This is a genomic window from Rhodococcus sp. IEGM 1409 (genome assembly GCF_030056735.1).
Taxonomy (GTDB): domain Bacteria; phylum Actinomycetota; class Actinomycetes; order Mycobacteriales; family Mycobacteriaceae; genus Rhodococcus_F.
Genome location: NZ_JASHKN010000012.1, coordinates 19,566 through 42,286, shown reverse-complemented (window position 1 = coordinate 42,286; position 22,721 = coordinate 19,566). Strand labels below are relative to the sequence as shown.

The following is a 22,721-nucleotide window of genomic DNA, read 5'->3' as shown; positions in this document are numbered from 1 at the left end:
TCATACGCCGTGCTTTTCCGCCTGACTGCATCGGAAGCGGGTTCATTCCTCGAGACCTGTGTTTGTGCAAACACTCACCGCCCTGATATTGGTTAGCCTCACCAAATTAATTCCGGAGCAGTTCCGGTGCGTCCAGATGGAGTTCAACATGCGGGTTCAAGGTCTGTCGCGGGTTCGCCGCGCAGTGGTGATCGGTGCAGCGGCCGCGTTGGCGGTAGGCATCGCCGGATGCAGCAACTCCGAAGAGGCGTCGTCCGAATCACCGACGACGGCTGCGAGCTCGCAGACCCGTGTCTTCGAGGCACAGAACGGATCCATCGAGATCCCGAGCGATCCGCAGCGGATCGTGGCCTGCGGATACGCGGTTCTGCCGTTGATCCAGGCGGGAGCAAATCTGGCTGCGGTGTGCGAGTGGACCCGTGAACTCGGCAACATGGACGACAAAACCAAGGCCGCTTACGAAGCTCTGCCGAAGGTCGCACCCGACGGCAACGTCTCCCAGCTCAACTACGAGGGAATCGTCGCTGCCGAACCTGATCTGATCATCATGGGTGTTCCCGCTCGCGTCGAAAGCCAGTTGGACATGGCTCAGCTCAAGGCTGCTGCTCCGGTCGTCTTCCTGGGACCGACGGTTCCCGCTGATTGGCGCGTATTAGGTGAGAAGTTCGCCGACGCCGCCAATGTTTCCGACACCTACGGTGCGTTCAAGGGCGAGTACGACGCTCGCACTGCCGAATTGGCCGCGAAGTACAAGGACAAGCTCGGCTCGCTCACATTCGGCGGCGTGTGCAACGTCTGCAAGCCTGAGGCTGGGACGTTCTCCCGCGAGTACGCGTCTTCGTACACAACCAATCTCTTCGACGGGCTGGGACTACAGTTCCCGGGCACCCCTGCCGATCCGGCTGACATCCACAACGAACAGGTATCCATCGAGAAGATCGGTGAGAACCTCGGAAATGTCGACGTGATCGTCTACGGCCTCAACGCCGACGGCTCGATGTCTCCGCAGCTTCAGGAACTGGTCAATTCCGAGCTGTGGAAGGAACTGCCCGCAGTGAAGGCCGGCAACGTCGTCCAGGTTCGGCATTCACTGGCCGCGACCTATCAGACGGCTCTTCTGACGCTGGATTCGATCGACGAGGGCCTGTCGAAGCTGCCCGCAAACCAGTAGTTCATCGACTGTGACGGTGGCCTCTCGCCCAGTGGTGAGGGGCCACCTGCCTATCTGGATGAGCAGGGCAGACAGCTCTCCGAACGGCGAGGACGCTTACCTGTCCCGGCTACCGGGGTTCTGTACGAACTGCGAACGCCCGATAGGGTAACCGGGTGCGTCCTACACTTGATTCCTACACTCATCTGGCCGGTGGCAAGGTCCGTGACCTCTACACGATCGACGACGAGCATCTGCTGCTTGTCGCGAGTGATCGGATCTCGGCCTACGACCACGTGCTCAGCACGTCGATCCCGGACAAGGGCCGCGTACTCACCGCGATGAGCGTGTTCTTCTTCAACGTCCTCGGTGGCACCAACCATCTGGCCGGCGAGCCCGACGACGATCGCATCCCGGAAGAAGTACTCGGCCGGGCTCTCGTCGTGCGCTCCCTCGACATGGTTCCCGTCGAATGCGTCGTCCGTGGCTTCCTCACCGGCTCCGGCCTGGTCGACTACAACAACACCGGCGCAGTGTGCGGCGTCGCGCTGCCTGAGGGCCTTGTCGAGGCTTCGCGGCTGCCCGACCCGATCTTCACCCCGGCGTCCAAGGCGGCTCTCGGCGATCACGACGAGAACATCAGCTTCGAGCAGGTAGTGGAGAAGGTCGGCGTGAAGCTGGCCGTGCAGCTTCGCGAGGACACTCTCGACGTCTATGCCCGCGCCTCCAACTTCGCGGCCGATCGCGGAATCATTCTCGCGGACACCAAGCTCGAATTCGGTCTCGACTCCGCTGGAAACCTCGTGCTCGCCGACGAGGTACTCACCCCCGACTCGTCCCGCTACTGGCCCCTCGAAGGTTACGAGGCAGGCAAGGTTCAGCCCAGCTTCGACAAGCAGTTCGTCCGCGACTGGCTCACGAGCCCCGAATCCGGTTGGGATCGAAGCTCGGACACGACACCTCCGCCATTGCCGCAGGAGATCGTCGATGCGACTCGCGCACGCTACATCGAGGCATACGAACGCATTTCCGGGTTGTCCTTCGACGATTGGGTCGGTCCCAGCGCATGAGCCTGATCCCGCCGGTCGCAAAGAAGGTCCCCACCGAACGTACCCATCACGGACACACGTTCGTCGATGACTACGAGTGGCTGCGGGACAAGGACAATGCCGAGGTAGTCGCGTACCTCGAAGCCGAGAACGCGTACACCGACGAGCAGACGGCCGCTCTCGAGCCGTTGCGCGAGAAGATCTTCCAGGAGATCAAGTCGCGGACTCAGGAAACCGACATGTCGGTACCCACACGCATGGGCAAGTGGTGGTACTACTCGCGCAGCGTGGAAGGCAAGTCGTACACCGTCCAGTGCCGGTGCCCCATTGCCGGTGAGGACGACTGGACTCCGCCCAACTTGACGCCTGGCGTCGAGCTGGCCGGCGAGCAGATCCTCATGGACGGCAATGTCGAAGCCGAAGGGCACGAGTTCTTTTCACTCGGCGCGTTCTCCATCAGCGAGGACGGTACGTTGCTCGCGTACTCGGTCGATATTGTCGGCGACGAGCGGTACACCCTGCGGTTCAAGAACCTCGAGACCGGCGAGATGCTCACCGACGAGATTCCCGACACCGCACCCGGCGCTACCTGGGCGATCGATCACAGTCACGTCTTCTACATGACCGTCGACGACTCGTGGCGTCCGGACACCGTGTGGCGTCACAAGCTGGGAACGCCGCAGGGCCAAGATGTTTCGGTCTTCCACGAGCCCGACGAGCGTTACTGGGTTTCCGTGGGTTCGACTCGCAGCGAGAAGTATCTGATGATCTGGGTCGGATCCAAGGTGACCAGCGAAGGCTGGATGCTGGAATCGGCGAATCCGGAAGGCGACTTCCGCGTCATCATCCCGCGTCGCGAAGGCGTCGAGTACGGGGCCGAACACGCGGTGATCGGGGGAGAGGACCGCTTCCTCATCCTTCACAACGACGTCGTCGACGGCGTCAAGGCCGAGAACTTCGTGTTGGCGGAAGCTCCGGTATCGGATCCGACGAACATGACGACGCTGATCGAGCACAGCGCCGACGTTCGTCTGGAAGAAGCCGAAGCCTTTGCCGGACACCTCGTCCTGAGCTACCGCCGCGAGGCTCTCACTCGGGTTGCCGTGTGGCCGTTGACCGCCGACGGCTACGGCGAACGTCACGAGATCGACTTCGACGAAGAACTCTTCAGCATCGGTATGGGGTCCAACCCGGAATGGGCGCAGCCCACCATCCGGCTCGGCTTCACGTCATTCATCACTCCCGGGCAGGTGTACGACTACTACGTCGTCAGTGGTGAACTGGCACTGCGTAAATCGCAGCCCGTTCTCGGTGACTTCGATGCGAGTAATTACGAGCAGCGCCGCGACTGGGCAGTGGCCGACGACGGCACCCGCATTCCGCTCTCGATCGTGAGGCGCGTAGGCGCGCCAGAAGGTCCCGCGCCGTTGTTGTTGTACGGCTACGGTTCCTACGAGGCGAGCATCGACCCGTCGTTCTCGGTTGCCCGGCTGTCGTTGCTCGATCGCGGTGTCGTCTTCGTGGTCGCACACGTGCGCGGCGGCGGCGAGATGGGCCGTCACTGGTACGAGAACGGCAAGACACTCACCAAGAAGAACACCTTCACTGATTTCGTCGCTTGCGCAAAGCATTTGATCGACACCGGCGTCACGTCGGCCGACCGGATGGTTGCCGACGGCGGTAGTGCGGGTGGACTGCTGATGGGGGCTGTCGCCAACCTCGCTCCGGAACTGTTCGCCGGCATTCTTGCCAATGTTCCGTTTGTCGACCCGCTGACGTCGATTCTCGATCCGTCGCTGCCGTTGACGGTCATCGAGTGGGACGAATGGGGAGACCCGCTGCACAACAAGGACGTCTACGACTACATGCGCTCGTACAGCCCGTACGAGAACGTGGAAGCCAAGGACTATCCCGCGCTTCTCGCGATCACGAGTATCAACGACACCCGTGTTCTGTACGTGGAGCCGGCCAAGTGGGTCGCAAAACTGCGGGCCACGAAGTCCGGTGACGCTCCGCTACTTCTCAAGACGGAGATGAGCGCCGGACACGGCGGTGTCAGCGGTCGTTACGAGAAGTGGAAAGAGGTCGCGTTCGAGTTCGCCTGGGTGCTGGACACCGTGGGCGCGAACTAGCTTCTGTACCAATCAGGTTCGGTGACTCTCAGGTTCGGTGACAAATCAGGTTCTGCGGTAACGAACCTGAGGGCGCCCAGCGCGCCCGTACTCGGTCTCCCGGGTGAGCATGCCGTCATCCGCCAGTTTTTCGAGGTAGCGCCAGGCTGTCACCCGGGACACTCCGACCGATGCTGCCACCTCTGCTGCAGTCACGGGACCTTCCGAATCCCGCACGGACGCAGCGACGAGTCCGAGTGTCTGAGAGGCAAAGCCTTTCGGCGCCGCTGCTCGATCGTCGGACGTTCGTAATGCGGACATCGCCCGGTCGATGTCGTGCTGGCTGACCGCAGACTCTCCGGCGGGAAGTGCTGCACGATATTCGAGGTAGCGCTCGAGCTTGTCGCGGAACGCTGCGAAGGTGAACGGCTTGAGAAGATAAAGCACGATCCCGCGAGCCACGGCGCTTCGAACCACCTCGAGATCGCGCGCCGAGGTGACCGCGATGATGTCCGGACTCGGGCGCAACCCACCGAGGGCGGAAGCCACGTCGAGGCCGCTGGCGTCGGGCAACCCGATGTCGAGCAGGACCAAGTCGATGGGCTGGTCGGTGGCGTTTGCCGCCGTAACTGCACGCACGGCGGCGTTCCCGGAATGAACCACACCGTGGACCACGAACTCCGGCACGCGCTCGACGTAGGAACGGTGCGCCTGCGCGATCAACGGTTCGTCGTCGACTATCAGTACTCGAATCATCGCGGTGCTTCCGCGTCGCGCAGCGGGATGCGGACCACCAGCATCGAACCCATCGCCGGTTCACTGGACAGCGTGCCGCCGTGCCGTTTCACCACTTGAGAGACCAGTGCGAGTCCGAGTCCGCGAGAACCGGATTTTGTGGAGTAACCACGGCCCTTGGCTTTTTCGAGTGCTTCGGGTGTCATTCCCGGGCCACTGTCGGCGACGGCAACAACCATCATCGAATCCTCTTCCATTACCGTCACTTCCACCCACGGAGACTCGCTCGCGCGTGATGCGTCAATAGCATTGTCCACGAGATTGCCGACCAGCGTGACCAACTCGCGTGCATTGAGTGAAGGCACCGGACCGAGTGCGGTGTCTTCCGTGATGGTCAGGTCGACCCCGCGTTCGGCCGCTTCGCTTATTTTTCCGAGCAACAGTGCGGCCAGCGCCGGCTCGTGAACCGCATTCATCAGACGATCGATCAGCTGCTGAGACACCCGCAATTCGTTGGTGGCGAAGGCCACTGCGTCTTCGTTTCGCCCCAACTCGACCATCGTGATGATGGTGTGCAGACGATTTGCGCTCTCGTGGGCTTGAGAGCGAAGCGACTCGGCAAAACTACGCACCGAATCCAATTCTCCGAGTACGTTCTGAAGTTCGGTGTGATCGCGAATTGTCAGCACGGTGCCAATTCTGTTGCCCTCCCACTCAACCGGGTGTTGGTTGACCACCAGCACACGCTTGTCGGTGAGGTGCACTTGATCCTTGGCGGGCGATGCCTCGTCGACTCGCAAGGTCTCGGGGATGGACGAAAGCGGTACCGGTCCTTCCGGTAGATCAAGGAGGCGACGTGCTTCGTCGTTGACGATGTCCACTCTCGCATCCTTGCCCCGTCCTCGTCCGATCACCACCAAACCTTCACCGATGCTGTGTAGGACGGCGTCGTGGTGCTCGAACATGGTGCGGAGTTCGTCGGGAGCCATTCCCAGGGTCTGTCGCCTGATACGCCGACTCACCAGAAGCGAACTCAGGAGCGCGGCAAGAAGGCCGCCGGCAGCAACGAACAGGATGACCGGAACACTTTGGGCGAACTGCTTGCTGATCTGTTCGCGGGTGACACCGGCAGAAACCAGGCCGACCAGGGTTCCGCTGGAGTCGTAGACGGGAGTGACGGCGCGGATCGACGGCCCTAGCGACCCGGCGTACGTCTCCGTGAAGGTCGCGCCGGCGAGTGCGCGGTCGATGTTCCCGGTGAACAGTTGACCGATCAGTTCCGGGCTCGTGTGGGTGAACCGAGTGCGATCCGGCGCCATCACCACGATGAAATCAACGCCGGTGGCGCGGCGGATCTTCTCGGTCTGTGGTTGCAGAATCGCGGTCGGGTCCGCACTCGTCAGGGCCGTCGCCGTCGAATCCGACAGGGCGAGAGTCTGCGCGATGGAGCTCACCTGACGGCGGATAGCGTCGTCGCTGTCGCGGCGTTCGTCGACAACCGCGAGCGCGGCCCCTACGCCGATGACCAGCGCCAACAACGCCAACTGCAGGAGCAGGATCTGCCTCGCGACGCTCATCCGTCGGCCGGTCTTTCGTTCGACCATCGAGCGCCTCCTGAACGTAATGAACACAAACTTCCGGGCCTACCTATTTGCAACAAGAATTCTCCACGACTCGAAGTGATCCCGATCACTTCACAGATATCCGATCCAAAGGACACCCCATGAGCAGCACGGCAACAGGGACAGTAGACGCTTCCCCACCGCCCGAGGGCACCAAGGCAAAGCGCGACAAGACGCATTGGCTCTACATGAGCGTCATCGTCGCGGTCATCGGCGGCATCCTCGTCGGTTGGCTCGCACCCGAGTTCGGTAAGTCCGTCGGTGTACTCGGCACGTTGTTCGTCAGCCTGATCAAGATGATGATCAGCCCGGTCATCTTCTGCACCATCGTGCTGGGCATCGGCTCGGTTCGAGCAGCGGCCAAGGTCGGTAAGGTCGGCGGCCTCGCACTCGCCTACTTCATCGGCATGTCCACCATCGCACTCGCGATCGGCCTGGGCGTCGGTAACCTGCTCAACCCGGGCAGTGGCCTGAACATCACGCCCAACGCGGCTTCTGTGGCCAAGCTTGCAGATCAGGCGCACAGCGCGGGCGGCACCTGGGACTTCGTCGCGTCCATCATTCCGACGTCGATGCTGTCCTCCCTCACAGCCGGCAGCGTGCTGCAGACCCTGTTCGTCGCCCTTCTGGTCGGCTTCGCGATCCAGTCGCTCGGCAAGTCGGGCGAGCCGATCCTCAAGGCCGTCGGATACATCCAGAAGCTCGTGTTCAAGATCCTGACAATGATTCTCTGGCTCGCCCCGATCGGTGCTTTCGGAGCCATCGCCAGCGTCGTCGGCCAGACCGGTTTGAACGCCGTCGTCCAGCTCGGAACCCTGATGATCGGCTTCTACCTGACCTGCCTGATCTTCGTTTTCGGTGTTCTCGGAACGCTGCTGCGCGCGGTCACCGGCTTCAACATCTTCAAGCTGGTCAAGTACTTGGGGCGCGAGTACCTGCTCATCTTCGCCACCTCGTCCTCCGAATCGGCGCTGCCGCGTCTGATCGCCAAGATGGAGCACGTGGGCGTCGAGCGCACCACGGTTGGCATCGTCGTTCCCACCGGCTACTCGTTCAACCTCGACGGCACCGCGATCTACCTGACGATGGCGTCGATCTTCATCGCCGACGCCATGGGACAGCCGCTCGCCTTCGGTGAACAGCTCTCGCTGCTGGTGTTCATGATCATCGCCTCCAAGGGTGCCGCCGGAGTCAGTGGCGCCGGACTGGCCACGCTGGCCGGCGGACTGCAGAGCCATCGCCCCGAGCTTCTCGACGGCGTCGGACTCATCGTCGGAATTGACCGCTTCATGTCGGAAGCGCGAGCGATCACCAACTTCTCGGGCAACGCGGTCGCGACTCTGCTGGTCGGCGCGTGGACCAAGACGATCGACAAGGAACGCGTCGTCGAGGTACTCGACGGGAAGATCCCGTTCAACGAGGCCACGATGCTCGACGACGAGGACGAAGAAGAGCAGCACAAACTCGAAACGGCGCCGACCGGCACCAAGCAGTCCTTTGTGAGCCATCACTAGAGGTGACTGTGAGCCATCACTAGAGGTGACTGTGAGCCATCACCAGAGGTGACTGTGAGCCATCACTGGAAACTGTTCGCCCTGCTGAACGTTTGACTGCGCCGCAGGCGCGGAACCCGATCTACGATCAGTGATCCTGGTCGTAACGATGAAAGAGACCGCCGCACCAACCGTGCGACGGTCTCTTTCTGTTGACGGTATTTGTAGGCTGCGCACCATGTCGAACGCATTCCTGGAACCGGTGGGCTCGGCGTTGGTGACGCCCGAGCGGACGACGGTCACCTCCCACTCCGCCGGGTGGTGCATATCATCTCCCGGCAAGTTAGAGGTGGTCGACGCTGCATTCGATCGAACACTCTTCACCGCCGAATTCGAAGGGTGCGGGTCTTCGTCGGTCTCGGATTCGCTCGACTACGTCGCAGTGAGCCTTCGAGATCGAGCGCAGTTGCGTTCGCCGAACGGATCGATCGTGTGGGAGTTCCGCCACGACGGGTGGCCGGAGTGGGGCACGGGTTCGGCGTATTGGGATTCGGCCACCGAGACTTTCGCGTTCACCCAGCCGGGCGCGGACAGCGATCGTTGGTGTTTGGTCCGCGAAGGAATCGTGGTCGAAACCGTCGAACTCACTGGACTGACTGCCGGAGGGTCACATGTTTCCCGCTCGCGCAGCGGGTATCTCGGACTGTCGATGGGAGCCGGGCAGGACGGTTGTGCGGTCTACTGGGTAGACCCGAGCCGTCTTGGTGAACAACCGAATCCGCTCGTGTATGAGGAAGAGGTAGTTCTCGATGTCGGGCACGACAATTCGATCGTGACACTGACACACGAGATGAACATCATGCGCGTGCGTTCGGCGGTGGCCTCCGAACCGATCTCGATCTCCTCCGACGAGATAGATTCCAGCTTGGACGAATTCGAACCGTTCCAGTGGGTGATCGGCACCGAGGACGGCCTGCTGGTGTGCGCCGGTGCCGAGGAGATGCGGATCTTTGCGGCCGACACAGCGGATCTCGGTTCCTGGACGAAACTCGAAGCTCCAGACGAGTTGAGGACCGACACCTACCTGGTCGGCGGGGGCAACGGGTCGTGCGTGAGTTACGACTGGCCGTCGGGTGTAGTACGTCTATGGCGTTTGGTGTGAGCAGCGAACTGCCCGGCCGTTGAAGGAAACGGCCGGGCAGAACGAGCTGCTATGTGTACCAGGTCGGCTCGGGAATCTCGCCGGTCAGGTACCGACTACCGACTTCGCGGCGCTTGTACGCGAGTGGATCGTGAAGGGTATGCGTCCGGATGTTGCGCCAGTAGATGTCCAGGCCCACGTCGTTGGAAGTGGCTCTGGCGCCTGTCAGTTCGAAGATCTTGTTGCTGATCTCCAAGGACACGTCGGCGGCGCGAAGTTTGGCGGCCGCGATACGTACCGCGAGGTCGCCGCGAGCCTGCTCGGTGAGGTTTTCGCGAGCATCGTGGAGCACGGCGTCGGCCTCGCGGCTGACCTGGTCCACGAAGGCCTCCGCTGCCCACAGCTTGGATTGCAAGTCGCCGTAGCCCTCACGGACGTACCACTCGTCGGTCGCGATTTCGCGGTTGTCACCGCCGTACGGCCATGGACGCGTACGGGTTCGGGTGTACTCGGCCGCGGTGTCCAGTGCGCCACGGGCGATCCCGAGATAGAAATTGGCGAACACGATCTCGATCGCCGGGAAGTTCAGGGTGTTGTAGACCAGGGGTTGGAATTCCTTGTCGACAAAGCCTGCCGCGCTCGCCCAGTCGACTTCGACGTCGTTGATCTCGACACTGCCAGAATCGGTGAGGCGCTGCCCGAGGTTGTCCCAATCTCCGCGGAAGACTATGCCGTCCTGAGCAGTCGGCACGATCGCGAACACGTGCGTCGCAGTTCCGTCGATGATTCCTTCGAGCACCGTGAGGTCGGTGACGCGGCCGCCGGTGGAGAACGATTTGACGCCGTTGAACACCAGGGTGTCCCCGCGGTCCACGACGGTGAGGTCGGTGTCTCGAGGATTCACCGCGCCGCCGAAGAAGAATCGGTTGCTCGTGTACAGCTCTTCGACAGCGGAGATCTGCGGATCCGTTCCGACCAATCTGGCAGCCCAGGCCCACAGGAAGTGGTACCCGAGCAGCTGTCCGATGGAGCCGTCGGCGCGCGCGATCTCTCGAACCACCTTGTAGGCGGTCTCCCATCGCTGCCCGGCGCCGCCGAACTCGACCGGACCCAGCAGTGTCACCAGGCCACTGTCCTTGAGTAGCTGAACTTCTCGGAACGGCGGTTCACCGGCTCGATCGCGCGCGAGTGCGTCGGCGGCAAGGATGTTGCTCACCTCGCGAGCCCGGTCGATCCAGCTCTCGGATGTGTCGGGAATACCGACGAAGACTTCGGTTTCACTGGTCACGGTCATGCCTTTACATCCTTTTCGGTCGGTGCAGTCCCGATGGCCCACACGTAAATCGGTTCGGTTCCGTTGATTTCGTAGTCGCCGACAACTTTGGATTTGAAGACGACCGGGTTGTGACTGGCCACGGTGCGGGCGTTGCGCCAGAACCGATCGAGATCGAGGTCGCGGCTCACTCCGGAAGCACCGAGCGCATCGAAGATCTTGGCCGTGGCCGGCACGACCAGTCCGATCGAGGCGACTTGCCCTCGCCCTGAATCGATTTCGGCCGCGATGTTGGCTTCCTTCTCTTCCCCCGGCGAGCCGGAGAACGCGGCTTCGTAAGCCCATTGGGACGACTGCGCGGCGTGCAGTGCAACGGCCTCGGCTGCAAAGGCGGCAGAGGACACTTCACCGACCACTTGCTGGATCTGTGAATCTTGCGCATACCTTGGAGCGTTGCCGTGACTGAAGGTGCGAGTGCGAGCGGCAACTCGCCGAGAAATCTCGGTTGTCGCAGCCTTTGCGATGCCGGCGAGAGTGGCGAGATGGAACAGTTGGTAGAAGGCGGTCTGGTACTTGAATCGCGTCGAGAAGTCGAAGATGTTCTCCGGCTGGACAATCGCGTTCTCGTAGATGGACGAGCCGGATCCCGTCGTCTGCTGGCCGAAGCCGTTCCAGTCGTCGTTGTGCGTGACGCCGGGTTGCCTCGCCTCGACCGCGGCAATCACGAATGCACCCGTGTCGGTGCGCTGCGAGTACAGGTCGATCCAGTCGGCGAAGATCGAACCCGTGCTGTAGAACTTGGCCCCGTTCGCCAGGAAATGATCGGCATCCGGTGCCGGCGAGACCTTGGTGTTGGCTTCGCCCAATACAACATCGCCGATTTCGGTCCACGCGTTGCCGATCAACTGTCCCTCTGCAAAGCGTCGGAGCCAGGTGTCGCGTTCCGGGCCGGGGTCGGCGACAAGCCGGTCTTCGACAAACGCGAAATGACCGCGCAGTGCCTGGGTGATGTTGGAATCGGCGCTCGACAACTCGACCAACAACCGAATCAATTGTGGGATGCTCGCACCGGATCCACCGTGTGTTGTCGGCACCCGAACGGCGCCGAAGCCTGCTTTCTTGAGTGCGTCGATCTGTTGGAAGGGAAGCACGTGATCGCGTTCTCGTTCGACGACTGATTGTGCGATGTCCGCGAAGATCGGACGGAATTTCTCTGCCAGTGTTTCGTAGTCGACCTCACTCTTGATCGGATCTGCAGACCGGGGTACGGCATTCGGCGTCAGTGCGGTGGTCATGGGAAGAATGCAAGCTGTAATCACCAGGGACGTCGATCCTTCATCGCGACCTGATTCGAAGTGTTGTCAGTCAGCGCAAATCTCGGTTCGATAGCCTGCCGGACAGTCGTACCGGAAACTGAGTGGTCAGTGCGATCGCTCGTGAAGGTGCTCGACGATCCATCCGCTCCATTCGACGGTTCCGCCGGAACCGCAATCATGTCGGAACGGCTGCCCTGGAGGGCCGGGGCGTACAACCACGCGAAAGTCTCTCGATCCCAACCGAAGATCGACAGTCGTGCGTACTCCGTCGATCCTCTCGTTGACACTCCCGAGTACGTCCGTGGCGACAATTTCGGTGACGCGTCGGACGGCGTGCTCGGCGGCCTGAGCAGCCTGCGACAGTGCTGCCCGGCCGCGCAGGTGCGTCACGGACAGTTCTCCGTTCAGGTACTTCTCGACTGCGTCCGTCGCGGAGTCGCCGTCCAGTCGGCTGAAATAGACTGCGGCGGGCCACGCAATCATGTTGGCCGCGAAACGATCTCCGCCGATGTGACTGCACTCCCATACGTCCGCGATCCGGGCAGCGTCCAGTGCCGACACCACCGGACGGCCGAGTTCCGCGCAGCACGCATCCTTTTTCCCATGTGTGCAGACTGCGAATAGCGGTTCCGCGCGGGAGCGGCCGAAGTCGGGTTCCACTCCGGCGGCCATCGATTCGAACGGCAGTACCGACAGGTCCTCGTATCGCTCAACCGACCCTTCCCGCATCCACTGACGTGTGCCGTCCGTCCAGGCAAGTACGCACGTCGGGGTGAGGACCTGGCGGTTGCGGGGACGCCGGATCAGCACAACGCGGATACGACCCTGCGTTGCGTAGATTTTTTCGGTGAGCGCGACTGGGAGAATGTCGTCCGGGGCGGACGCCGGCCAGGGCCCGGGATGTTCGATCAACACCCACAGACGTGTCATGCCGGCGCGCCCCACCATCGATTCGCCGGTGGTGGACGATTGCCGCGTACAGGCGTGAGGGCGTCGACTCAACTGTGGATTGGCGACGAATTCCGAGAGGCACTGCGTGGATGCCTTCCCCACGACACCGTCACTGTGGCAGGGAAGGGAAGACACGAAAAGGCTCCAGTCTCGTAGGTTAGGCTCACCAGACTATTGGATGGTGAATCCTTTGCTGAGCCGTGGTGAATGCGCGTGGATGTGACGGTCGGAAGCAGGAGTGTGTGAATGAAACGCAGTAACTCGCGGACGAAGTACGTGCTGGGTGGTTTTGTCCTCGCCGCCATCGTGGCAACGACAACGGCGTGCGGCAGTAACGACAAGACGGATACCGACAGTCAGTCTGCCGACACGGTGCACGCGGTCACCCACGCCCGCGGAACCACGGATGTACCGATGGATCCACAGAGAGTCGTCGTGCTCGAGCCGGTTCAGCTCGACACGTCGGTAGCGCTGGGCGTGATTCCCGTTGGCACCGCGGTACTCAGCGAGACGACCGGTGTTCCGGCGTATCTAGGCGAGAAGGCGACGGAGATCGAGATGGTCGGCACCGTCGCGGCACCGAACCTCGAGAAGATCGTCGCGCTGAGCCCGGACCTGATCATCGGAACGGAAACACGGCATGGGGATCTGTACGAGCAGCTCGCTGCCATCGCGCCGACCGTCTACATGGCAACTCAGACCGATCCGTGGCAGGACAACGTCCAGTTCGTCGCAGAAGCGTTGAACAAGACCGATCAGGCAGGCGAACTGCTCGGTGACTACACGGCACGCTGCGAGGAAGTGGCGAGTAAGCACGGCACCGAGGGCAAGACCGCTCAGCTCATCCGCCCACGCGACGACGTTCTGACGCTGTACGGACCCACGTCGTTTGCCGGAAGCACTCTCGAATGCGCAGGGCTCACCATTCCCACCCGCGACTGGGAGAACTCGATCTCCGTCGACCTCTCCCCGGAATTCGTCTCCGGATCCAGCGCCGATCTCATCCTGGTCACTTCCGTGAATCCCGCCGATGCCGGCACGATGCCGAAGGCCGTGGCGGACAACGCCGGATTCTTCCCGAACCCACATCTGGTGGACATGTCGTACTGGATCACCGGCGTCGGACCGCTCGGTGGCCTCACCGTTCTGGACGACCTCGACCGCATTCTCGGAGCGTCGAATTAGCAGTGCGCGAAGTAGCAGTGCGCGAGGCAGTCGCTAAGTTGGAACCTATGACAACTCCAGTACAGAACATCGCGATCAACACCCTCGGTGGCGTGCCCACCTCGTTGGGTGAATACGACGGCCGTGCCGTGCTCGTGGTCAACGTGGCATCCAAGTGTGGACTGACCCCGCAGTACTCGGCGCTCGAGAAGCTGGCCAGCGGGTACGCGGATCGCGGTCTGACCGTGATCGGCATCCCGTGCAACCAGTTCATGGGGCAGGAACCGGGCACCGCCGAAGAGATCGAGACGTTCTGCTCCACTACCTACGGCGTCACGTTCCCGCTTCTGGAGAAGATCGAGGTGAACGGCGAAAACCAGCATCCGCTGTACGCCGAACTCACCAAGGCCGCCGACGCCGAAGGCACTGCCGGCGACATTCAGTGGAACTTCGAGAAGTTTCTGATCGGACCGGACGGCACCGTCGTCAACCGATTCCGTCCGCGGACCGAGCCTGACGCACCCGAGGTTGTCGCCGCGATCGAAGCTGTGCTTCCCAAGAACTAGTAGCTGTGCTTCCCAAGAACTAGAGGCTTCCCGAGAACTAGACGCTCGTTGCTGGAAACTGCCGCCGGATGATCATCCGGCGGCAGTGTGCTGTTCACCCACAGCTGCCACTATCGGAGTATGTCCGCAGAACTGATCGTGTCGGTATCCGGAATCAGAGACGAGACATGTTATCTCGCTGCCGGATTCGCTGACGAGATGGACGCTCGTGGTGTCCGTTTGTCGCTCCTGGTGGCGCCGCGACTCAAGGACAAATATCGACTGGCCGACGACGCGGTGACGACGGCATGGCTGCGTGAGCGTCGTGAGCACGGCGACGCCATCGTTCTGCACGGCTACGACCAGGCCGCGACCAAGCGTCGTCGAGCCGAGTTCGCCACTCTGTCGAAGCACGAAGCAAAACTGCGATTACTCGCTGCGGATCGAGTCCTCGAACAGGCAGGTCTTAGGACCCGGGTGTTCGCACCGCCGCGCTGGGTGGCGTCGCCCGGTGCCATGTCGGTGTTGCCGGAGACAGGCTTCCGGACGATGGCGGGCCTCGGGGCAGTGCACGACTTGACTCGTGGAACTCTGCAGCGGGGACGGGTTTTCGGTATCGGCGAAGGATTCAAGGCCGAGCCGTGGTGGTGTCGGGCGTTGGTTCTCGGAGCCGGACGCGCCGCCAAGCGTGGGGGACTGGTCAGGTTGTCGATCACCGCCAAGCAGCTGGGAAACGAGGGGCCGCGGCAGGCAGTTCTCGACGCCGTCGACCTTGCTCTCTTTCACGAAGCCACCTCGCAGGTGTATCGGTGGAACTCCCCATCTCAGGAACTTGGCGCTGCCTGAAATCTGCCGATGGCAACTTTCCGATAGCTGCGAGTCAGCGCTGTTTGTCCGGGTTGTCCCTGCGGGCAGACTCTTCGCTTTTCTCTGTTCTTTGCTGGTAGCGGTGCTGAATAGGTCGGATTCGCATAAAAAGAGGACGTTGAATTTGAGTGTGGGGTCAGCCAACTTCTTCCCTACTGGAGTGCGTGCAGCTAATCTGCCGCTAGTAGACGAGGTGGGGATATCACCATGCGCGCAAGAGTGTTCTCCAAGTCGACCGAGGAATTTGTCGCTGTGGCTGTGGGCGCAGTCGTCTGTGCTGCGTTCGTCCCGGCACTAGCGTCTGCCGCTCCGACCGGCGTGGTTCACGCCCTGCCGACTGGCCAAATCAAGGGTGGATTGAGCGGGCAAGTGATTTTCGATCGTGGTGCTTCGATCGAGTTCGTCGGATCCGACGCAGCACGGCGCCGATCGATGCGAAGCCTCAGTGGCCGACCGCCTCTATCGCGCAGGCTTCGGCAGCAAGCACCAGCTGGATCATCGTCGATGTGAGTGCATGAAGGATTGAATCAGGCGACCTCGACGCTCGACTCCTCGTCGAGGACGCGGAACTCGGTGCCGTCGGCAGCCATTTCCGAGTAGCGGCCGTAGAAAATTCCGGTGGCTTCGTCGCGGATGATCGCTTGATGGATCGGAACCGCGACACGCGGCGCCACCGCGCGGAGGTAGTCGATGGCCTCGGAAATCTTGAGCCAGGGCGCGGCGGCAGGAAGAGCAAGAACGTCGACCGTCTGTTCGGGGACGAAGAGGGAATCGCCAGGATGCATGAACTGCGCCGGGTTGGTGGCGTCGCCGAGGAGGAACGCGGTGTTGTCGATCATCGGTAGGTCCGGATGGATGATTGCGTGCTCTCCGCCGGTTCCAGTCACCTTGACGTTGCCGATGCTGAACCGGTCGCCGGGCCGGACTCCGGTCCAGCGCCCACCGAGCTTTTCAGCGGTCTGCGGATCGCTGTAGAGCAGGGCATCGGGATTCGCTTCGGCCAGTTCGGGCAAGCGCGCCGGGTCGGCATGATCGGGGTGTTGATGTGTCACGAGGATGGCGTCGAGGCCGGTGATGCCTTCGAAGCCGTGCGAGAAGTTGCCGGGATCGAAGAGGATCTTCGAGCCGTTCAACTCCACGAGCACACAGGAATGGCCAAAATGTGTCAGTCGCATGATTCCGAGTATGCGCCGACGCGGGAGGGCTCGCTGGCGAGTCCCACAGGTGTTGGCCGTCACGCCCCGATCACTCGATGCGAACCATCTCGGGTACGCCCGGTAAACTGGCCATCACCCGAGCGTTTCACTCCGGGTTCGCGCACTAGTACCGAGGAGCAGCACGTGGCCCGTGTCGTCGTCGAAGTCATGCCCAAGGCCGAGATTCTCGACCCCCAGGGACAGGCAATTGTCGGGGCACTGTCTCGCCTGGGCTTTGCAGGAGTATCCGATGTCCGTCAGGGCAAGCGGTTCGAGTTGGAGATCGACGGCAGTGTCGAAGACGCCGAACTCGAGAAGATCGCCGAAGGCCTGCTGGCCAACACGGTGATCGAGGATTGGACCGTCAGGCGAGTCGAGGCATGAGCGCACGTATCGGGGTTATCACGTTCCCGGGCACGCTCGACGACATCGACGCTGCTCGGGCCGTCAACCTAGCCGGCGGTGAAGCTGTCGAACTCTGGCACGGCGATGCAGATCTCAAGGGTGTCGACGCAGTGGTCGTCCCCGGTGGATTCTCCTACGGCGACTACCTTCGCTGCGGCGCAATCGCGCGGTTTGCCCCCGCGATGGGCAAGGTCGTCGAAGCAGCCAAGGGCGGCATGCCGGTCCTGGGTATCTGCAACGGTTTCCAGATCCTCTGTGAAGCTGGTCTGCTCCCCGGTGCGCTGACCCGCAACCAGGGTCTGCACTTCATCTGCCGCGACGAGTGGTTGACGGTCGAAGCCAACAACACGGCCTGGTCCTCACGCTACGAGGTCGGCGCCCAGATCCTCATCCCGCTCAAGTCGGGTGAAGGCCGCTTCCAGGCGTCCGAGAAGGTCCTCGACGAACTCGAGGGCGAAGGTCGCGTCGTCTTCCGTTACTCGGAGGAGAACCCCAACGGCTCGCAGCGTCGTATCGCCGGCATCTCCTCGGCCAATGGCCGCGTCGTTGGTCTGATGCCGCACCCCGAGCACGCCACCGAGGCTCTCACCGGCCCCAGTGACGACGGACTCGGTTTGTTCTACTCGGCACTCGACGCGATCGTCACTGCCTGATCGCCTGCTGATTTTCACCACTGAACGCCGACCGGAAATCCGGTCGGCGTTCAGTCGTATGTGGGGCTCCAGGTGCTCGGGGTTACTGGCTGTACGAACTGAGGAAGTTTCCGAGGCGCTCGAGGGCGGTCGCGAGGTCATCGGTGTTCGGCAGTGTCACCAGTCGGAAGTGATCGGGTTCGATCCAATTGAACGCGCGGCCGTGACTGACAAGAATCTTCTCCGATTCCAGTAGATCGAGAACGAACCTCTCGTCGTCGACGATGCCGAACTTGTCGACGTCGAGTTTCGGGAACAGGTACAGCGCGCCGTCGGCCTGCTGGCAACTGATCCCGTCGATGCTGTTGAGCGTGCTGTGCGCGAGATCGCGCTGGGCCGTCAGCCGACCTTGTGGAAGCAGGAGGTCCTCGATGGACTGGCGTCCGCCGAGTGCGGTCTGGATCGCGTGCTGCGCCGGCACGTTTGCACACATACGCATGTTGGCCAGCAGTTTGATGCCTTCGATGAAGCTCGACGCCCGTTCGAGTGGTCCGGTGATGGCCAGCCATCCCGCTCGGAATCCGCAGACGCGGTAGGCCTTGGAGAGTCCCGAATATGTCAGACACAGGACGTCTCTCCCGGTCATCGTCGCAAGGTTTGTCATGGATCGGCCGTCGTAGACGATCTTTTCGTAGATTTCGTCCGCGAAGAGCATCAGATCGTGTTTGCGCGCTAGGTCCACGAAGCGTTGCAGCACCTCCGTCGAGTAGACGGCGCCCGTCGGATTGTTGGGATTGATGACGACAATCCCTCGGGTGCGCGGAGAGATCCGGGCTTCCAGATCGTCGAAGTCCGGTGCCCAGCCCTGGCTTTCATCGGTGAGGTAGTGGACCGGCGTGCCGCCGGCAAGTGAAACCGAAGCCGTCCACAAGGGATAATCGGGAGCGGGAATCAGGATCTCGTCCTCTGGATTGCAGAGGGCCTGCATCGTCAACGTGATCAGTTCGGAGACACCGTTTCCGAGGTAGATCTCGTCGACGGTGACGTCGGTGATACCCCGCGTCTGGTAGTACTGCACTACCGCTGTGCGCGCCGAATACAGTCCGCGAGAATCGCAATATCCCTGTGCGGTAGGGAGATTACGGATCATGGCCATCATGATTTCGTCCGGTGCTTCGAACCCGAAGGGGGCCGGATTGCCGACGTTGAGTCGCAGGATCGTGTGTCCCTGATCCTCGAGTTCTTCGGTCTTGTCGAGAATTCGCCCTCTGATGTCGTACCTGACATTCTCGAGCTTGCGGGCCTGATCGATGGGTGTGTTCACGCGGTTTCGTACCTCTCCGGTTCGGTGGACGAGTTGTGTGTCGGACGAGAAGGGCGCCTTAGGGTTCGGCCTGGAAACGGAGACAAATTCGCGATAGCGCTAGCGTTGGTAAGAGAGTAGCGCTACTATGATTCGACATGTCAAATGATAGCAGTTCGAGGATTGTCGCAGCTTTGCGCGAGTGGATCGCGACGGCTCCTCCAGGCGCGAAGCTTCCGTCTACTCGGTCGCTCGTCAGCCGGCACGGGGCGAGTCCGGTCACTGTGCAGAAGGCGCTGCGAACACTGGTATCTCAGGGGGTTGTGGAGGCTCGTCCCGGTGTGGGGACCTTCGTACGCGCCGCACGCGTCGTGCGACCCAACGATTACGGGTGGCAGACGGCGGCGCTCGGATCGCCGAACTACCGGCTGCAACTGCCTATTGCGCTGCAGTCCACCTCCAACGACGTGATTGCGCTGCATTCCGGCTATCCGGCCCGAGAGCTGTTGCCGGAAGGGCTGGTTCGTGCAGCCTTCACCAGGGCGACGCGAACCGACGCCGTCTTCAATCGGCCACTCGCTGCCGGGCTTCCGGAACTGCAGTCCTGGTTTGCTTCCGAATTGGGTTCCGCCACTCCTGCCGGGATCACTCCGCCGGGGCCGAACGACGTGGTTGTACTTCCCGGCAGTCAGGGTGGGCTTGCGACTTCCTTCCGTGCGCTGGTGGGGGAGGGGCGTCCGTTGCTCATGGAATCGCCGACGTACTGGGGTGCGATCCTCGCTGCCGCCCAGGCCGGTGTCACGGTCATTCCGATCTCCAGTGGTGCCAACGGTCCTGATCCTGAAGAACTCTCGCGTGCATTCGATCAGACCGGTGCCCGCGCGTTCTACGCACAACCGAGTTTCGCGAGTCCGACGGGGGCGCTGTGGTCGCCGACGTTGGCTGACAAGGTGCTCGACACCGTCCGTCGGCACGGCGCCTTCTTGATCGAGGACAGTTCGGCGCTCGACTTCGGCATCACCGCTGATCCCAGCCCTATTGCTGCACGAGACGACAGCGGACACGTTGTCTACCTTCGTGCGCTGACCAAGAGTGTGTCCCCATCGGTGCGAGTTGCCGGATTGATCGCTCGCGGCCCGGCTTACGAGCGAATTCTTGCTGATACACAAGCAGATTCGATGTACGTCAGTGGAATGCTGCAGGCAGTTGCCCTCGACGTCGTTACCCAACCGGCCTGGCGAACGCACCTGCGCAGGCTTCGTCACCAACTCGAGGCCAGACGCGACCTCCTCGTGTCGAGTCTGCGCGAGCATGCGCCGGACGCTCACCTCGACGCCGTACCACAAGGCGGACTCAACCTCTGGCTTCGGCTTCCGGACACCACGAATCTCGAACGCGTCGTGCAGGACTGCCGGTCGGCCGGCGTGATCGTCGGGGCCGGAGACGATTGGTTCCCGGCAGAACCGACCGGAAAGTTCCTGCGGCTCAACTACGCCGGTCCGAACCCGGGCGAATTCCCCGACGCCGCTCGCATCATCGGCGGAGCAATCACACAACATATGTAGAACTCACAGCCTTGGGGTTGACCTGAACTTCCATTGAGGTTTTATCGTCGTGTCCATGACCAAACAGCCAATGCAGCCACCGGCGAATCAGCCGATCGGATTCTGGACCGCGCGTGCAGGCGAAGCGATTCGCGCACGCACGCGCGGAGCACTCGAAGCACTCGGCGTGACCCAGCCGCAATGGTGGTTCCTGCACCAACTTTCGCTGCACCCTGAAGGGATCGAGCGAGCTGTCCTCCTGCGGACGATCGGCCCGAACGAATCAACTGACGTAATCGACGACGCCGTCGACTCTGCCCTCGAACTGGGGTGGGCGTCTGAAGACGGGGCGGTCCTTCTCCCTACTGATGCGGGCTCCGAGCAGTTCGATCGTGCAGCGCGGGTACAACAGATGCTGCAGGAGGAGCGGATGCAGGGAATCAGCGAAGCAGATTTCGTCACCACCATCACGGTCTTGCAGCGAACCATCCAGAACGTGGGCGGCGACGCCTGGCACTGGTAGCGGCCATTATCTCGGCCCGCTGCCAGGTAGGGCGGCTTCGATCACCTCGACTGCACGGGATACGCCGCCCGCCGCCGCGAGTTCTTCTGCCAACTCTGCGCTGCGTCGGCGGAACTCACTCGAACTCACGCGCGTCAGCGCCTTACGAAGCTCTTCTGCCGTGACGGTAGCGCCGTCGACGCGCACTGCAACGCCGGCGTCGACAAGCGAGTCGGCGTTGCCGAACTGATCGACGGCTTGCGGCACCGCGATCATGGGGGTTCCGGTCACGAGTCCCTCGCTGGATCCGCCCATACCCGCGTGGGTAACAAATGCGTCGGCCTGCTGCAGAATTGCGAACTGCGGTACCCACCGGTGTATTTCGACAGTCTCGGGCACTGGTCCGAGATCTGAGATCTGTACCTGCTTTCCGATCTGGAGGACGACGTGCCAGCCGTCCATTTCGCCGAAAGCTTCGACGCAGGTGCGGTAGAAATCCGGAAGATCTGTGAAGGCGGAACCCAGCGAAATCAACAGAAGCTTGCGTGCCGGATCCGAGTTCACCCAGGCCTGATTGCTCGGTTCGAGTGCGGGGCCGACGAATGTGTAGACGTCGCGGTTCACTCGATCGGCGTTGGGCTGCATGGATTCTGCGATCAGAACGATTGCACGCGGTGGGCGTCCGGTGAACTCACGAGGATCGACCTCGACGCCTTCGCTGCGGAAGAACCGGGCCTCCCGATCGAGCAGGTCGACGCCTCTCGGATCGGAACGAATCTCGTCGTACATCGGTGCGGCGTCGGCTTCGTAACCGTCCCAGGCAACGTACGTCGGTGACAACTGGATGATGGGAACATTCCACTGCTGAGCCAGTATTCGTGCCGGAATGCCGGCGATGTCGTAGAGAAAGAGGTCAGGGCGATCGTCGACGTAGATTTGGCGCAGTTGCGGCAGCATCGACTCGTAGTCGTCCTGGAACAGGGTCAACTGATCGATCAGATCCCCGTCCCAACTCTTCTCCGGTTCGGTGCCGTCAGGGGAAGGGACGAGGCTGGGCAGCGTGGAGACGTACGGTGCGAATTCGGCCCCGGCCGCCTCGATGATCTCACGCATCGACTCGTCGTTGGCATAGGTGACGCGGTGACCGGCGGCGGCGAGGCGCGCGATGATCGACAGGCTCGGATTGACGTGGCCCGGTGCCGGAATGCTCACCATGGCGATATGTCTGCGGGTCATCGATCACTCCTGCCGTCTGACTGTTCTCGAACATCTCCGTCTACCGAACCAAGACTATCCACCACGATGGGCGACGGCATCTGATTTTTGCCAGGGGAAGTACCGTGCACTCTCGAGTAGGACTACGCATCCCAGCGTTGCGGCGAAAGGCCAGACTTCGAGGCATGAGCACACCGACAACACCTTCGAAGACCACTGCAGCCTTCTACCTGCAGGCCGGAATCGCCTTTGCCGTCAGTTTCGTCGGCACCCTCCTCGGGATTGCCTATCTTCCGATCGATGCGTGGCAACGCGGATTTCTCGGAATGTCCTTGCTGTTCTTGGTCACCAGCACGTTCACGTTGGCCAAGGTGATTCGTGATCAGCAGGAGGCATCGACGGTCAGAGTTCGGGTGGACGAGGCTCGACTCGAGAAGTTGATCGCCGAACACGATCCGTTCAAAGCGGCAGCTTGAAACCTGCCGGCAAGGTGGGGATCAGCGCGCT

General features: G+C 61.9%; 21 protein-coding genes. 13 read left to right on the top strand and 8 right to left on the bottom strand.

Translation table 11 applies throughout. The features are described from left to right. Positions 1–136 precede the first annotated feature (136 nt). The 3 genes from QM716_RS25380 (at position 137) to QM716_RS25370 (ending at position 4,331) form a co-directional block, all read left to right on the top strand. Positions 137–1,171, top strand: coding sequence for an ABC transporter substrate-binding protein (locus tag QM716_RS25380; RefSeq protein ID WP_283306937.1), 1,035 nt, complete (start codon positions 137–139; stop codon positions 1,169–1,171). A gap of 155 nt (positions 1,172–1,326) precedes the next feature. Further along, the gene (locus QM716_RS25375; protein ID WP_283306936.1) at positions 1,327–2,220 is read left to right on the top strand and encodes a phosphoribosylaminoimidazolesuccinocarboxamide synthase; all 894 of its coding nucleotides are present in this window, start codon (positions 1,327–1,329) and stop codon (positions 2,218–2,220) included. Next, positions 2,217–4,331: a S9 family peptidase gene (locus QM716_RS25370; RefSeq protein ID WP_283306935.1), complete on the top strand. Its 2,115-nt coding sequence runs from the start codon at positions 2,217–2,219 to the stop codon at positions 4,329–4,331. Before QM716_RS25375 ends, QM716_RS25370 begins: the two co-directional genes overlap by 4 nt. Before the next feature lie 45 nt (positions 4,332–4,376). Here QM716_RS25370 and QM716_RS25365 read toward each other — a convergent pair whose 3' ends face one another. Both QM716_RS25365 and QM716_RS25360 read right to left on the bottom strand, forming a co-directional pair. Beyond that, positions 4,377–5,066 (bottom strand): response regulator, encoded by a 690-nt coding sequence (locus tag QM716_RS25365; RefSeq protein WP_003945570.1) that lies wholly within the window; start codon positions 5,064–5,066, stop codon positions 4,377–4,379. Continuing rightward, positions 5,063–6,649: a sensor histidine kinase gene (locus QM716_RS25360; RefSeq protein WP_283306934.1), complete on the bottom strand. Its 1,587-nt coding sequence runs from the start codon at positions 6,647–6,649 to the stop codon at positions 5,063–5,065. Before QM716_RS25360 ends, QM716_RS25365 begins: the two co-directional genes overlap by 4 nt. A gap of 119 nt (positions 6,650–6,768) precedes the next feature. On the opposite strand from QM716_RS25360, the gene QM716_RS25355 reads away from it, so the two are divergent. After that, the gene (locus QM716_RS25355; RefSeq protein WP_283306932.1) at positions 6,769–8,181 is read left to right on the top strand and encodes a cation:dicarboxylate symporter family transporter; all 1,413 of its coding nucleotides are present in this window, start codon (positions 6,769–6,771) and stop codon (positions 8,179–8,181) included. A gap of 217 nt (positions 8,182–8,398) precedes the next feature. Then, positions 8,399–9,322, top strand: a complete 924-nt coding sequence (locus tag QM716_RS25350) for a hypothetical protein (RefSeq protein ID WP_283306931.1) — start codon at positions 8,399–8,401, stop codon at positions 9,320–9,322. Between the two features lie 49 nt (positions 9,323–9,371). On the opposite strand, the gene QM716_RS25345 is transcribed toward QM716_RS25350, so the two are convergent. From QM716_RS25345 to QM716_RS25335, 3 genes are all read right to left on the bottom strand, one after another. Continuing rightward, the gene (locus tag QM716_RS25345) at positions 9,372–10,595 is read right to left on the bottom strand and encodes an acyl-CoA dehydrogenase family protein (protein WP_283306930.1); all 1,224 of its coding nucleotides are present in this window, start codon (positions 10,593–10,595) and stop codon (positions 9,372–9,374) included. Further along, on the bottom strand, positions 10,592–11,869 hold the full coding sequence (locus QM716_RS25340) for an acyl-CoA dehydrogenase family protein (protein ID WP_283306929.1): 1,278 nt from the start codon (positions 11,867–11,869) through the stop codon (positions 10,592–10,594). The genes QM716_RS25345 and QM716_RS25340 overlap by 4 nt, the downstream gene beginning before the upstream one ends. 126 nt (positions 11,870–11,995) lie before the next feature. Next, the gene (locus tag QM716_RS25335) at positions 11,996–12,976 is read right to left on the bottom strand and encodes a sucrase ferredoxin (protein WP_283306927.1); all 981 of its coding nucleotides are present in this window, start codon (positions 12,974–12,976) and stop codon (positions 11,996–11,998) included. A gap of 111 nt (positions 12,977–13,087) precedes the next feature. Here QM716_RS25335 and QM716_RS25330 point away from each other — a divergent pair, with 111 nt between their 5' ends. The 3 genes from QM716_RS25330 to QM716_RS25320 all read left to right on the top strand — a co-directional run bounded on the left by QM716_RS25330 (position 13,088) and on the right by QM716_RS25320 (position 15,396). Continuing rightward, positions 13,088–14,026, top strand: a complete 939-nt coding sequence (locus QM716_RS25330) for an ABC transporter substrate-binding protein (RefSeq protein WP_283306925.1) — start codon at positions 13,088–13,090, stop codon at positions 14,024–14,026. Between the two features lie 47 nt (positions 14,027–14,073). Further along, positions 14,074–14,571: a glutathione peroxidase gene (locus tag QM716_RS25325; protein ID WP_283306924.1), complete on the top strand. Its 498-nt coding sequence runs from the start codon at positions 14,074–14,076 to the stop codon at positions 14,569–14,571. A gap of 120 nt (positions 14,572–14,691) precedes the next feature. Then, entirely contained in the window at positions 14,692–15,396 is a 705-nt protein-coding gene (locus tag QM716_RS25320) for a DUF2334 domain-containing protein (protein ID WP_230814952.1), read from the top strand. Between the two features lie 548 nt (positions 15,397–15,944). Here the strand turns inward: QM716_RS25320 and QM716_RS25315 are convergent. Continuing rightward, on the bottom strand, positions 15,945–16,592 hold the full coding sequence (locus tag QM716_RS25315; protein ID WP_283306923.1) for an MBL fold metallo-hydrolase: 648 nt from the start codon (positions 16,590–16,592) through the stop codon (positions 15,945–15,947). Positions 16,593–16,757: 165 nt separating this feature from the next. Here QM716_RS25315 and purS point away from each other — a divergent pair, with 165 nt between their 5' ends. After that, a complete protein-coding gene (gene purS / locus QM716_RS25310; RefSeq protein ID WP_003945817.1) occupies positions 16,758–16,997 on the top strand; it encodes a phosphoribosylformylglycinamidine synthase subunit PurS in 240 nt (79 codons plus the stop codon). Next, the gene (gene purQ, locus QM716_RS25305) at positions 16,994–17,671 is read left to right on the top strand and encodes a phosphoribosylformylglycinamidine synthase subunit PurQ (RefSeq protein ID WP_283306921.1); all 678 of its coding nucleotides are present in this window, start codon (positions 16,994–16,996) and stop codon (positions 17,669–17,671) included. Before purS ends, purQ begins: the two co-directional genes overlap by 4 nt. Before the next feature lie 82 nt (positions 17,672–17,753). On the opposite strand, the gene QM716_RS25300 is transcribed toward purQ, so the two are convergent. Then, a complete protein-coding gene (locus QM716_RS25300) occupies positions 17,754–18,974 on the bottom strand; it encodes a pyridoxal phosphate-dependent aminotransferase (protein WP_283306920.1) in 1,221 nt (406 codons plus the stop codon). 137 nt (positions 18,975–19,111) lie between these two features. Here QM716_RS25300 and QM716_RS25295 point away from each other — a divergent pair, with 137 nt between their 5' ends. Together QM716_RS25295 and QM716_RS25290 are read left to right on the top strand one after the other, a co-directional pair. Further along, a complete protein-coding gene (locus QM716_RS25295; protein ID WP_283306919.1) occupies positions 19,112–20,518 on the top strand; it encodes an aminotransferase-like domain-containing protein in 1,407 nt (468 codons plus the stop codon). Positions 20,519–20,573: 55 nt separating this feature from the next. After that, positions 20,574–21,020, top strand: a complete 447-nt coding sequence (locus tag QM716_RS25290) for a MarR family winged helix-turn-helix transcriptional regulator (RefSeq protein WP_283306918.1) — start codon at positions 20,574–20,576, stop codon at positions 21,018–21,020. 6 nt (positions 21,021–21,026) lie between these two features. Here QM716_RS25290 and QM716_RS25285 read toward each other — a convergent pair whose 3' ends face one another. After that, positions 21,027–22,235, bottom strand: a complete 1,209-nt coding sequence (locus tag QM716_RS25285; RefSeq protein ID WP_283306917.1) for a macrolide family glycosyltransferase — start codon at positions 22,233–22,235, stop codon at positions 21,027–21,029. Between the two features lie 164 nt (positions 22,236–22,399). Between QM716_RS25285 and QM716_RS25280 the strand changes: the two genes are divergently transcribed. Next, on the top strand, positions 22,400–22,690 hold the full coding sequence (locus QM716_RS25280; protein WP_003945505.1) for a YiaA/YiaB family inner membrane protein: 291 nt from the start codon (positions 22,400–22,402) through the stop codon (positions 22,688–22,690). Positions 22,691–22,721 lie beyond the last annotated feature (31 nt).

Excerpts from the sequence above, each read along its gene's own strand:
- QM716_RS25285 (WP_283306917.1), bottom strand. The coding sequence starts at position 22,235 with ATGACCCGCAGACATATCGCCATGGTGAGCATTCCGGCACCGGGCCAC.
- QM716_RS25365 (WP_003945570.1), bottom strand. The coding sequence starts at position 5,066 with ATGATTCGAGTACTGATAGTCGACGACGAACCGTTGATCGCGCAGGCG.
- QM716_RS25295 (WP_283306919.1), top strand. The coding sequence starts at position 19,112 with ATGTCAAATGATAGCAGTTCGAGGATTGTCGCAGCTTTGCGCGAGTGG.
- QM716_RS25325 (WP_283306924.1), top strand. The coding sequence starts at position 14,074 with ATGACAACTCCAGTACAGAACATCGCGATCAACACCCTCGGTGGCGTG.
- QM716_RS25345 (WP_283306930.1), bottom strand. The coding sequence starts at position 10,595 with ATGACCGTGACCAGTGAAACCGAAGTCTTCGTCGGTATTCCCGACACA.
- QM716_RS25380 (WP_283306937.1), top strand. The coding sequence starts at position 137 with ATGGAGTTCAACATGCGGGTTCAAGGTCTGTCGCGGGTTCGCCGCGCA.
- QM716_RS25360 (WP_283306934.1), bottom strand. The coding sequence starts at position 6,649 with ATGGTCGAACGAAAGACCGGCCGACGGATGAGCGTCGCGAGGCAGATC.
- QM716_RS25350 (WP_283306931.1), top strand. The coding sequence starts at position 8,399 with ATGTCGAACGCATTCCTGGAACCGGTGGGCTCGGCGTTGGTGACGCCC.
- QM716_RS25370 (WP_283306935.1), top strand. The coding sequence starts at position 2,217 with ATGAGCCTGATCCCGCCGGTCGCAAAGAAGGTCCCCACCGAACGTACC.
- QM716_RS25330 (WP_283306925.1), top strand. The coding sequence starts at position 13,088 with ATGAAACGCAGTAACTCGCGGACGAAGTACGTGCTGGGTGGTTTTGTC.
- QM716_RS25355 (WP_283306932.1), top strand. The coding sequence starts at position 6,769 with ATGAGCAGCACGGCAACAGGGACAGTAGACGCTTCCCCACCGCCCGAG.
- QM716_RS25315 (WP_283306923.1), bottom strand. The coding sequence starts at position 16,592 with ATGCGACTGACACATTTTGGCCATTCCTGTGTGCTCGTGGAGTTGAAC.
- QM716_RS25320 (WP_230814952.1), top strand. The coding sequence starts at position 14,692 with ATGTCCGCAGAACTGATCGTGTCGGTATCCGGAATCAGAGACGAGACA.
- QM716_RS25340 (WP_283306929.1), bottom strand. The coding sequence starts at position 11,869 with ATGACCACCGCACTGACGCCGAATGCCGTACCCCGGTCTGCAGATCCG.
- QM716_RS25280 (WP_003945505.1), top strand. The coding sequence starts at position 22,400 with ATGAGCACACCGACAACACCTTCGAAGACCACTGCAGCCTTCTACCTG.
- QM716_RS25290 (WP_283306918.1), top strand. The coding sequence starts at position 20,574 with ATGACCAAACAGCCAATGCAGCCACCGGCGAATCAGCCGATCGGATTC.
- purQ (WP_283306921.1), top strand. The coding sequence starts at position 16,994 with ATGAGCGCACGTATCGGGGTTATCACGTTCCCGGGCACGCTCGACGAC.